The following is a 12397-nucleotide window of genomic DNA, read 5'->3' on the forward strand; positions in this document are numbered from 1 at the left end:
GAATTAATAGAAAGTAGATAAAAATGGATTATAAAAAAACACTTAATATGCCTTTTACTAAGTTTGATATGAGAGGAAATTTAACTATTAAAGAGCCTTTATTTAGAAAAAAATGAGAAGAAATGAATCTTTATCAGTTGATTTTAAATTCAAACGATAAAGATAAACAATTTATTCTTCATGATGGGCCGCCTTACGCTAATGGTGATATTCACGTTGGTCACGCTCTTAATAAAATACTTAAAGATATAGTAGTAAGATATAAAACTATGTCAGGTTTTTATTCTCCATTTGTAGCTGGTTGAGATACTCACGGACTACCTATTGAACATAAAATGTTAAGTGAAACTAAAATTAATAAAGAAGAAATTTCAAAAGTAATTTTAAGAAAAAAAGCTGCTAAATATGCTTTAAAGCAAGTTGAAAGACAAAAAAAACAATTTGATTTATTACAACTTCAATCTTCTTTAAATGATAAATATTTAACATTAAATCCATTATTCGAAGCAAAGCAGTTAAGATTATTTCAAAAAATGTGAAATGACGGTTTGATTTATAAAGGGTTGAAACCAGTTTACTGATCGCCAACAAGTCAATCAGCATTGGCAGAAGCTGAAGTAGAATATAAAAATCATATTTCGCCTTCAATATTTGTGGCTTTTGAAATATCAAAAGGTAATAATATTGTAAAAAAAGGTGATAAATTAATTATTTGAACAACAACTCCTTGAACTTTGTTTGCAAATGCTGGAATTGCCCTTGGCGAAAAGTTTGAATATTCATTAGTTAAATATGAAGGAACTAATTATATACTAGCTAGCAAATTAGCATCTGATTTAATTGAACAATTTAATTGAAAAGGCGCAAAAATTGTTGCTAATTTTAAGGCTAGTGAATTATTAAATGTTGAATATATTTCAATTTTTAATTTAAATCCATCACCTGTAATAATTGGGCATCATGTAACACTTGAAAGTGGTACAGGACTTGTTCATATAGCCCCTTTATTTGGTGAAGATGACTTTTTAATTGGTAAAAAACAAAATTTAAATATGATTATGCATATTTTAGATAATGGTAATATTTCTTCAACATGAAGTAAATATGAAAACATTTTCTATTTAGAAGCTGATAAATTAATTATTGATGAGTTAAAATCATTAAATGCTTTAATTCAATATAAAGAGCTTGAACACTCATATCCACACGATTGAAGAACTCATAAACCTGTGATGTATCGCGGAACACCTCAATGATTTGTATCTATTGATAAAATTAAAGATAATATTATCAATGCATTAGAAGATGTTAAATTTTATACTCCATGAGCAAAAAAACGTCTTTCAAAAATGATTGAAAATCGTAATGATTGAACTATTTCAAGGCAAAGAGCTTGAGGTGTACCTATAATCTGTTTTTATGACGAAAACAATGAAATAGTTCTTAATGATGAAATATTTGATCATGTAATTAATATCATTGAACAAAAAGGCACTGATGCTTGATATGAAATGAGTAATGATGAATTGTTACCAGTAGCATATCGTAATTTAAATCTTAAAAAAGAAGAAGATATTATGGATGTTTGATTTGATTCAGGTAGTTCATTTTTAGGAGTGAATATTCTAAACTCAAAATTACCATTCGACCTTTATTTAGAAGGAAGTGATCAATTTAGAGGATGATTTAATTCTTCATTAATTAACAGTGTTGCTTATAGCAATAAAGCGCCATATAAAAACTTAGTTTCTCATGGGTTTGTGCTTGATGCTAAAAATCAAAAGATGTCAAAATCTTTAGGCAATACTGTTGATCCTCTTGAAGTTGTGAAAAAATATGGTGCAGACATTTTAAGATTATGAGTAGCTAATAGTGAATATACTAACGATATTAATATTTCTGATGACATTTTAAAACAAAATGGAGAAGTTTATAAAAGCATTAGAAATAAAATTAAGTTTATGTTAAGTAATCTTAATAATTTTGAATTTAATGAAAATCAACAATTAAGCGGAATTCATAAATATATTAATAATGAACTTTCTAAATTACAACAAAATATTTTTACTGCTTATGATAATTTCCAATTTTTAATAGTTATTAAAGAAATTAATAATTACTTAACTAATCTTTCAAGTTTTTATCTTTCAATAGCTAAAGACATTCTTTATGTTTTAGATGAGAACGATGAACAAGTAAAAATGACTAAACATAATTTATTTTTAATTTCAAGATTTATTATTAAAGCATTAGCGCCAATTCTGCCAACTACTGCCGAAGATGCTTATGAACATTTTAATTCTAAAAATAAGAAACTTTCAGTTCATTTAGAAAAATTTGATGCTTACGTTAAATTTGATGCTGAAATTGAAAAAAATTGAAAAGAGTTTTTTAACTTAAGAGAACAAGTTAATTTTATGTTAGAAGAAGCTATTAAAAATAAACAAATTAATAGAAGTGCTGAAGCAATTGTTACAATTAAAAGTAATCCAGTAAATGAAATATGTTTAAAACAGCTAGCAAAATTATTACTTGTTGCTAAAGTAGAAATAGCAGATAAAATGAGTATTAAAAATGCTTATTACTTTAAATGCGAAAGATGTTGAAATTTCTTTGAAGAAATTTACATTAAAAATGAAGTATGTGAGAGTTGTTTTTCAATATTAGAAAGTAAGGACTTTTATGGCTCAAACTAATTTTTTAGATCTAAAAATCAAAAGAATACTTAATAAATTTGTTAATTATTTAAAAAATAATAAAAGAAGAATAATAATTAATATAATTATTTTCTTTTCTCTCTCCCTAGTTTTATTACTTTTTGATCAATTAACAAAGTATTTTATTTTTGATCCTAAAAATCTTTATACAGGCGGCTTAATAGTTTTTCAACCTCATAGTTTAATTGCTTTTCGTTCAGTATTGCATCATGGCGTAACAATAAGATCTAGTTTAGGCATTAATATTAGCTTTGGAGCTATTCATACCATAACAATTGGAATAATAATTTTTACTTTAATTGGTTCGATATTTAGTACAAATTATTTTATCTTGATAATATTCGCTTTTATGTTTAATGGAGCGCTTGGAAATGGTATTGATCGTTTAATTATTTGAAATATTCCTGAATCACAAATAATTAATCAAACTAATTCGGTTAGAGATATTATTTATTTTCCCTTCTTTCATCATTTGCTTAAACGAGATTTAGGAACACTTAATATTGCTGATATGTATATAGTTTTATCAATGTGTTTATTTATTATTTATTTTTTAATTTCACTTGTATTAAATTATTGGAATTCAAAATTCGATTTAAAAACTTTAAAAGAAAAAAGAGATAAACTTCAGGCAAAAATTGCTAAAATAGAAATGGATAATCCTTCTTCTCCTTTAAGAATTCAACTAACTAAAGAGTATGAGGAAAATGATAAACAAATTAACAAAATTCAAGAACGTGAAAATAACTTTATTGAAAAAGTTCAAGAATTAAAACAAAAAAAAGAAAAGCTTACATTTAGAGAAAAATTTATACTTTGAAAATATAATAAAAAATTTAAAAAATAGATTTTAGCTGTCTTAGCTCAGATGGCAGAGCAATTCACTCGTAATGAATAGGTCGCAGGTTCGAGTCCTGTAGACAGCACCAAATGAGTCTCGCCCAAAATTTTTAAAAAAATATTTAAAATTTAAAATTTTATTATATAATTTAAATCACTATAAGAATAGACATTTAAAACGTAAGTTAAAATAAATTAAAATGAAAGGAAATTATGCGTCAAACTACAAATGTTAAACATTTAGAAACTGATAAAAAATGATTATTAATAGATGCTAAGGATTTGGTTTTAGGTCGTACAGCAGCTAGAATAGCTACTATATTAATGGGTAAACATAAACCTTCATATACAAAAAACGTAGACATGGGCGATAATATAGTTGTTATTAATGCCGGTCAAATTAAATTAACAGCAAATAAAGAATTAGATAAAAAATACTATCATCATTCAGGATATCCAGGTGGATTAAAAGTTACAAACGCTCATGATTTAAGAGCAAAAAAACCAATTGCTCTACTAGAAAAAGCTGTTAAAGGTATGCTACCACACACTAAATTAGGTAGAAAACAATTCAGAAATTTATATGTATATGCAGGAAGTGAACATTCACAACAAGCACAACAACCTGTTAAGATAGAGGTATTATAATGGTTAATTCACAAGAAATTTTTTATAGAGGTCTAGGAAGAAGAAAAAGTTCTTCAGCACGTGTAATTTTAAGACCTGGTACAGGAAAATTTATTATTAACAAACGTGATGCTAAAGCTTATTTAAATTCAGATATCTTTATTAAAGATGCTTTACAACCTATTGTATTAACTGAAACTGTAGGTAAATATGATATTAATGTTAATGTTTCAGGTGGCGGATTAAACGGACAAGCTGGTGCCATTCGTTTAGGTATTGCTAGAGCTTTATTAGAAATAAGTGAAGATTTTAGAAAAATCTTAAAACCTGAAAAAATGTTAACAAGAGATGCTAGAGTTAAAGAACGTAAAAAACCAGGGCTTAGAAAAGCTCGTCGTTCAAGACAATTCTCTAAACGTTAATATTTAAATTATTATTAAAACCAATTTTGGTTTTATTATGCGAGCGTAGCTCAGACGGTTAGAGCACACGACTGATAATCGTGAGGTCGATGGTTCGATTCCATTCGTTCGCACCATATCATTAATTTGATCAAATAACCATTAAGGTTATTTTTTTATATTTTTAAAATAATTAAAAATTATAAATAAAAAAGCATTTACTTTAAAAATTAGTAAACACTAAATTAATAAATGTTAATTTATATAGTATTTAATAGCATACTCACTATAATATAAAGGATCATTTGTATTATTAACATATGAAACTATTTTAAAGTTTTTTATTTTTGAAATAATCATTAAATTATATAAAAATCATTTTTTAAAATAAGAATTATCTATATTAATTTTGTGATCAATAAATACATATTTAATATGATTTTTTCTTGATATATTATCTAAAATAGATTCAGAAATATCTTTTATATATATTGAAATAGGAAGATTTTTAGATTTTAAAAATTTATAATTATCTTCAAAATAAGAATCATTTGCAATTATTATAAATACATGTTTATTATGATTTAAAATATTCTTGCTTATAGCAATTGATTCTAGTAATAGAAAATTATCAATTTTATTATTATTTTGAATTATTTTTAAATGATTAACTGCTCGATCATATATTTTCTTTCTTAGCATATTATATTTAAATTCATCATTTGTATCATCATTTAATTTTACTCTTCATATTCTTGCAAATGGTTTTTTCGTTTTATATTTATATATAATATCATCTAAAATTTTAACTTCTCGAGTATTTAATTTCTTATTTATAGTTGATTTACTTATTTTTCTGTCTTTAGAAAAATAAGAATCTAGCTCTTTATCTTTTTGGATTTTTTCAATTGAAAAATATTTAAACTTATCATCAGCACATAAATAAGTGAATAATGAATTATTATTAAATATAAATTTTTTCATTTTTCGCTTAAGTACGTGCTTATTTTTATTGAAAATAATAAGATTTACAAATCTTTTTCTTGTGTAGGTATATACATCACAAGTATTTAAATGATTAGAAAGCAAATGAAAAATATTATCTAAATTTTGAAATTTTTGAATATTAACATTAAGAGAAACAATTGCTATGTAATTATTATTTTTAAATTGTTGTTGTGAAATTTGAATTATTTCATGTTGCTCTTTATTGTTTGAGTATCTAATATTAATTTGAAAAATATTATCTTGAATTTTATAAAAAGATAATTCATATTTTCCTTGCAATTGCCTTAATAGACAACTATTTTTTTCAATAGAAAAATCATCAATAATTCTTTGAATCTTAAATCTATTAGTAACATTTAATTCTTGAATAAAGCTATCAAAACTATGTCATTCAAAATCTAAAAATGGTTTGAAAACAAACTTATTTATAACAGATTTCGCTTTAATACCCTTGTCAATTCTTCTTATTCTATTTTCATCAACTTTATAAATAAATTGAAATATTTCGAATTCATATTTAAATTTTAATCAATATAAAACTAAAGGAATTATTAAAATGATTAAAATGTTAGAAAAAAATAGAACAAACATTATAATGGCATAATTATAACTTGTCATTTTAAATTTCTTCTCTTCTTCTTAATAATTTAAAAGAACTATGATTTTTAAGAATTTGCTTTTCTCCTTCTTCAAACCCAAAATCAATTATTACTGTATCACCAACTACTTCTTTAATAATACCTTCGCCATATTTTGAATGTGAAACAATATCGCCTTCATATAAATCGCGCTCATCATCTAATGATAGTTCTTCTTCAACAGGTTCTAATTCATCACTTAGTGTTTTGGGAATTGAGCTGTGAATATTAACTCCCATTTCTTTTAAAAAATATGAAGGCGTTTTTGATGTTTCTGATTGATAATTATAGCCGCGACAATCTGAAAGAAAAAGACGTTTCTTCGCTCTAGTAATTGCTACATAAGCAAGTCTTCTTTCTTCTTCCATTTTTTGTGCTTCATCAGAAAAATAATCCTTACTTCTTGCTTTAGCAGCTGGGAAAACATCATTTGTCATACCAACTATAAAAACATTATCAAATTGTAACCCTTTAGCTGAATGAATAGTCATAAGCGAAATATAATTTTTTGTAGTTTCTTCATCAGTTGTAGATGTCATAAGAGCAACATGTTCTAAATATTCTCTTACGCTTTTGTCTTTATTTTCGTTTTCTCATGCTTTTATTGAAGATATTAACTCATTAACATTGTTAATTGGCGCCCCCCTTAAACTTGATTGATCTTCAATATATTTATAATAATTAATTTGTTCAAGAAATTCATCAAGAGTTTTACAAATTTTGCCCTCTTTTAAAAGTTTGCTATATTTTAAAATGTTTTTAACAAACTTAAATAATTGTTTACGTTTATCGCCCTTGATAGGAAAATCAATATGATTAATGCGCTCTTTTATTACATCAATAACTTTAACTTCCTCATTATTAGATTTTTTAAACTTCTCAGCATATTCAAATAATTTTGCTTTACTTACACTACCAATTCCTCTTGTAGGAATATTAATAACTCTATCTAATGATAAAAAGTTTTTATCATATAAAACTCTTAAAAACGCTAAAACATCTTTAACTTCTTTACGTTCAAAAAATCTTTCACCACCATAAATTTTATGATTTATATTAGCACGTACAAGTTCTTCCTCAAATGTTCTTGAATAATAGTTTGATCGATAAAAAATAGCAATAGATTTAAGTTGATTTTTTTTCTTTTTAAGTTCATTTATTTTATTAACAACTCATTTTGCTTCAGCTTCAGTATCATAGGCTCTAAAGTATTCAATATCTTCACCCTCAACATTTTCTGTATACAATTTTTTATCTAATCTATTTTTATTATAACTAATTAAATTATTTGCGGCCTCAACTATTTTTTTAGTTGAACGATAATTTTGCGAAAGTTTGATTGTTTTACAATTTGTAAAATCTTGATCAAAATTAATCATTAAATCTACAGAAGCACCTCTTCAAGAATAAATAGTCTGATCAGGATCACCAACAATAGTAATATGGGCATTTTGTGATAATACTTTTACTATGTAATATTGAACATCATTTGTATCTTGGAATTCATCAACTAATAAATATTTATATTTTTTAGATCATTTTTCTCTAATTTGATCATTTTCTTGAAATAGCTTTTTAGTAAAAAGTAATAAATCATGAAAGTCTAAACTATTTGCTTTTACTAATTCTTCTTTATAAAGTTTCAAAATTTTTACTTTAAGCTTAGCATCAGGATTATTATTTTTATCTTTAATATATTCAGCAAGATCAAGTTCCTTAATTTTTGCAATATGAATAAATTCTATTACATCTTTATAATTTAAATCATCATTATTTATTCCTAATTTTTGCTGAATATTATTAATAATTGCTTTAACATCTTTTTTATCAACAATATGAAAATCTCTTTTTCTACCAATTTTATCTATATCTTGCCTTAATATCATGGCACAAAGCGAATGAAAAGTAGATGTTATTAAACCATTTGAATTTGAATATGATTTTGATTTAATTCTTTGCGCCATTTCATTTGCTGCTCTATTTGTAAATGTAATAGCTAATATTGAAGAAGGATCAACATTTTCAATATTTATTAAATAAAGAATTTTTCTTGTAATAACTTTAGTTTTTCCCGATCCAGCACTAGCAATAATTCTTAAAGGAGAGTCAAAATGCAAGACTGCAAACTTTTGTTCATCATTAAGTCCTGATATTATTTTTTCTGCCATCTGTTTATTTTGATTCATGTTTACTCCTTGAAAGTTCATATAACTTGTTTATGTTTTGTTTTAAATGGATATAGAATTATTTGATTTTCATCAATTTGATATTTTTTATCTTCTACATAACGAGAAGATGACAAAATATCAATAAAGCTTAATCTATTTTTTTTGAATAAAATAAATAAAGCATCAACTAAATAAATAAGAGCAATCATCCCGGTAAGAGATGAAAAAAGAAGAATAATATAGCTTTGAATGCGATTAATATTTTGTTTTAGCATTTCAAAAGTATGAAGATTATTAATATCTTTAATTGAGTTGTAAATAAAAAATAAACTAAATATCGTAAAGATTCAATAAAAAGAAGAAAGTAAATTGCGTTTTAATACACTATTATTAAAATTTTGTGAAATATATTTCACTTTCAAAAATAACATTCCTAAATTGCCTTTTTTACTAATTAAAGGCAATAAAAAATAATTAGAGAATATTATTAAACTAAAAACAGTTAATTGAATTAATAAATGAAAATTATTTTTTGTTTTGTCAAAAAAAATAAAAAGAAAAATAATTGTAAAAACTATTGATAAATTAATGGTATTAACAAAAAACCGCTTTCAAAACCCGGCATTTTTATATCCGTAATTACTCTTCAAAATTACTTAATATTTTATTTCAACTTGATAATTCGATAGGTTTTAATAGCGTTTGTGCTTCAAGATTATTTTGATTTATATATTTATTAGCACTAACTGGATCTTTTTTAGATTCATAAATTTTGTTAATTTTATCTGAAATAGCTTTTATATTTAATTCAGATGGTTTATTTGAATGTAAAGACAATTTTTTATATATTTTAGAAAATCAATGTGAATTACCAAATAAAAGACCAGGTAATAACAATGCTTCAAAATAAATTCTTGCATAAAATAATTCTTCTTTAGCATTAATATTATTTTCATGAATATATTTGCATAAATTTATTCAACTTTTATTATATGTTTTTGAAAAAGCACTAAATTTTTTAGCAATATATTCTCTAGTAATTCTTTGATCTATATATTTATAAGTATTAGTATTTAAAAGTAAGTAATAAAGAATATTAATTGAAAGTTTAGAATTAACTCTTAACTCTAAGTTTTTTATTTTAAGAACTTTTTCAACTAAATCTTTTTTGAAAATTTTATTAAATAAAAAGGGGAAAGATTTAGCAATAAATTCAATATTACTTTGATCATAAATTTTATTTTCTTCAAGACGTTTAATGGGTTTTCATTTAACATTGCCTACCAAACGAGGTTTATATTCAACTATTTGTACATCTTCTTGATTAATTTCATTTAATCTTTTAACTAAATAGTCTTTAATTTTATTGTCAGTATTAATAATACTAATGTATCTGCCCATTGCTTTTTCCATGCCTTGAAATATACATTGTTCATAACTTATACTTTTATAATTAAAAATAAATTTAATTTTATCTTTAAGTTTATTGGGAACTTTTTTAAGTTTATTCATAAGTTTCTTTGTTACTTTTTGAAATACTAATATTAATTCAAAATCTTGGTCTTCTTGTACAGAAAATCCATCAATAAATTTATTAACGTTAATATTTTTATCATTATTAAAAATGATACTTATTATTGATAGTTTCATTTTTCACCTTACATTCTTAAGTTATTTACAGTACGAGGATATGGAATTGTATCTCTAATGTTTTCGGCACCAGTTACATACATAACAAGACGTTCAAATCCTAGACCAAATCCTGAAGATTGAACATCTCCTCATCTTCTTAAGTTTAAGTATCAATCTAAATCCTCTTTATCAATACCTAACTGTGTAACTCTGTTTAATAATTTGTCATAGTCACATTCTCTTTGACTACCACCTATCATTTCACCAATGCCCGGAACAAGTAAATCAAAAGCAGCTACAGTTTTTCCATCTTCATTTTGATGCATATAAAATGCCTTAATATCTTTTGGATAATTAATAATAGCGACTGGCCCCTTAATTACTTCTTCACAAATAAATCTTTCATGTTCAGTAGCTAAATCTACACCAAAATGTAAATCATTATTGATAAATTTGTCGCTATATTTTTTTAATATTTCAATAGCTTTTGAGTAATCTAATTTAACTAATTCATTATTTAGGTAAGTGTTAATTTTTTCTAATAATTGGCCTTCAGATTTTTCATTTAAGTATTCAAATTCAAATTTACGATCTTCAAGCGTTTCTTTAATAACTGTTTTAAGCATATCATCTGCAAGTTGAATTGTTTCATGAAGATCATAAAAAGCCATTTCAGGCTCCATCATTCAAAACTCGGCTAAATGTTTTTTAGTATTTGAGTTTTCAGCCCTAAATGTTGGAGCAAATGTATAAACTTTACCAAATCCTAAAGCATATGATTCAGCATGTAATTGTCCAGTAACTCCAAGTGTAGCCTTTTTATTTCCGAAAAAATTCTCTATAGCTTCAGATGAAACTTTAAATGTTTCTCCTGCTCCTTCACCATCATTTGAAGTAATAATAGGTGAATGAACATTAAGAAAACTTTTTAAAGTAAAGTATTTATGAATATTTTGAGATAATGAAGATCTTATTAACATTACACTTCTTAAATATTTTGTGCGATGTCTTACATGCGGAATTTCTCTTAGTGTTTCTAAGTTCATTAATTGTTTTTGAATTGGATAATCTTTATGTGCAAGTTTAAGAATTTTTAATTCATCTACAACTAATTCAACTTCCTGTTTTGAGTTTGGAGTATGTTTAATTACTCCAGTAACTTTTATTGAACTTCCAATACTTAACTCATCTAAAATTGCAAAATCTTTATTATCTGATTTAATTACAAGTTGAATATTTTTAACACTACTTCCATCATTTAATTCGATAAAACCAATTTTTTTATTACTCCTAAAAGTTTCAACTCATCCCTTTAAAGTTATTTGTTTTTTATTATATTTTTCAGGGTTCCTAAAAATTTCAATTACCATATTTTTCTCCTAAATTTATTTAATTAATTATATCAATTTATTAAAAAATTCAATATATAAACATAGAAGATAATTATTATTAATATTTCAATTTTTACAGTTAAAAGTTCACAAAAATATAAAAATTTAACACATAATTTGTGCTAAATAATTTTAATTAATTATTTATTATTAATATTACTCATTTTTTAAAATTTTTTGGGCTATTTCTAGCATTAGAAAAGCCAATTCTGTTCTTTGTGTAATAACATTTCAAATTCCATCTTCAGAAAGAATGCCGCGCCTAATATGATCTAGTTGGTGAGTTTTATCAATTTCCAAATGTTGTTTTCTTTCATTTGAATAATAATATTCAAGTAAAGTTTTAAAATCTTTATCATTTTTGATTTCTAATAATAATTCTTCTAATTGCTCATTTACTTTAATATTTCTTTCTAAAATATCTTCCATATCTTGAATTTTTTGCTCTACTTCCATTTTTTTCTCCAATAATTTAGTTAATTTATTATATTATTATTTTAATATAATAATTAATATGAAACAAAACATACCTTTAAACTACAAAGAAAAATTAAAAAAAAGTTTAAATAAATCTAATATTATTTTAATTTGCGTTTTACAAATTATTTTTATATTAAGTTTTATTGCAGTTTGATTTATTCAAAAAAATCGTGAAGAATTATTAATAAGAAAATTTGAAAATATGTTTTCAATAATTGCAATTCTTTCTTTATGTTTTTTATTTTTAATTACTATTTTAAAAGTTGGATTTATGCCTTCCATTATTAATAAAATTAAAAAAAATAAAGCAGAAAAATATATTAAAACAATCAAAGAATCTTCATTAAGTGAAAGCAAAAGAGAAATGCTTTTAAAACAACATCAAGTTAAACAAAGCCAAGAAAAATATTGAGTATTATCATTTTGATTTATTTTTGGTGAATCTTTTATTTTTCTTTTAATAGCAATAATTTTAAGAATTGTAGGATAAAAGTA

Annotated in this window: 11 protein-coding genes and 2 tRNA genes; 7 read left to right on the forward strand and 6 right to left on the reverse strand. The window is 23.9% G+C overall.

Annotated elements, in window-relative coordinates; translation table 4 throughout:
* The first annotated feature begins 23 nt into the window (after nt 1-23).
* The 6 genes from ileS (at nt 24) to QMA87_RS02755 (ending at nt 4722) form a co-directional block, all read left to right on the forward strand.
* Nucleotides 24-2696, forward strand: a complete 2673-nt coding sequence (gene ileS, locus QMA87_RS02730) for an isoleucine--tRNA ligase (RefSeq protein WP_283833821.1) — start codon at nt 24-26, stop codon at nt 2694-2696.
* Nucleotides 2683-3564 (forward strand): signal peptidase II, encoded by an 882-nt coding sequence (locus QMA87_RS02735; protein ID WP_283833822.1) that lies wholly within the window; start codon nt 2683-2685, stop codon nt 3562-3564. Before ileS ends, QMA87_RS02735 begins: the two co-directional genes overlap by 14 nt.
* A 6-nt stretch (nt 3565-3570) precedes the next feature.
* Nucleotides 3571-3646: transfer RNA gene (locus QMA87_RS02740), tRNA-Thr, on the forward strand.
* Between the two features lie 124 nt (nt 3647-3770).
* Nucleotides 3771-4205, forward strand: coding sequence for a 50S ribosomal protein L13 (gene rplM, locus QMA87_RS02745; RefSeq protein WP_283823813.1), 435 nt, complete (start codon nt 3771-3773; stop codon nt 4203-4205).
* Nucleotides 4205-4606, forward strand: coding sequence for a 30S ribosomal protein S9 (gene rpsI / locus QMA87_RS02750; protein ID WP_283823812.1), 402 nt, complete (start codon nt 4205-4207; stop codon nt 4604-4606). Before rplM ends, rpsI begins: the two co-directional genes overlap by 1 nt.
* A gap of 39 nt (nt 4607-4645) precedes the next feature.
* Nucleotides 4646-4722 (forward strand) — tRNA-Ile (locus QMA87_RS02755).
* A gap of 118 nt (nt 4723-4840) precedes the next feature.
* Here QMA87_RS02755 and QMA87_RS02760 read toward each other — a convergent pair.
* The 6 genes from QMA87_RS02760 to QMA87_RS02785 form a co-directional block, all read right to left on the reverse strand.
* Nucleotides 4841-6211 (reverse strand): hypothetical protein, encoded by a 1371-nt coding sequence (locus tag QMA87_RS02760; protein WP_283827098.1) that lies wholly within the window; start codon nt 6209-6211, stop codon nt 4841-4843.
* A gap of 1 nt (nt 6212) precedes the next feature.
* Nucleotides 6213-8417: an ATP-dependent helicase gene (locus QMA87_RS02765; protein WP_283823810.1), complete on the reverse strand. Its 2205-nt coding sequence runs from the start codon at nt 8415-8417 to the stop codon at nt 6213-6215.
* A 2-nt stretch (nt 8418-8419) separates the two neighbouring features.
* A complete protein-coding gene (locus tag QMA87_RS03225) occupies nt 8420-8821 on the reverse strand; it encodes a hypothetical protein (protein ID WP_347276996.1) in 402 nt (133 codons plus the stop codon).
* Nucleotides 8822-9038: 217 nt separating this feature from the next.
* Nucleotides 9039-10049 carry a hypothetical protein gene (locus tag QMA87_RS02775; RefSeq protein WP_283833823.1) on the reverse strand — a complete coding sequence of 337 codons (1011 nt, stop codon included), beginning with the start codon at nt 10047-10049 and terminating at the stop codon, nt 9039-9041.
* 8 nt (nt 10050-10057) lie between these two features.
* Nucleotides 10058-11401 (reverse strand): asparagine--tRNA ligase, encoded by a 1344-nt coding sequence (asnS, locus tag QMA87_RS02780; RefSeq protein ID WP_283823807.1) that lies wholly within the window; start codon nt 11399-11401, stop codon nt 10058-10060.
* 177 nt (nt 11402-11578) lie between these two features.
* Nucleotides 11579-11878: a DUF4298 domain-containing protein gene (locus tag QMA87_RS02785; RefSeq protein WP_283823806.1), complete on the reverse strand. Its 300-nt coding sequence runs from the start codon at nt 11876-11878 to the stop codon at nt 11579-11581.
* A gap of 58 nt (nt 11879-11936) precedes the next feature.
* Here QMA87_RS02785 and QMA87_RS02790 point away from each other — a divergent pair, with 58 nt between their 5' ends.
* Nucleotides 11937-12392 carry a hypothetical protein gene (locus tag QMA87_RS02790; protein WP_283823805.1) on the forward strand — a complete coding sequence of 152 codons (456 nt, stop codon included), beginning with the start codon at nt 11937-11939 and terminating at the stop codon, nt 12390-12392.
* Nucleotides 12393-12397: the final 5 nt, after the last annotated feature.

The sequence above is a fragment of the Mycoplasma phocimorsus genome, assembly GCF_030077875.1.
GTDB classification, from domain to species: Bacteria; Bacillota_I; Bacilli_A; order Mycoplasmatales; family Metamycoplasmataceae; genus Mycoplasma_H; species Mycoplasma_H phocimorsus.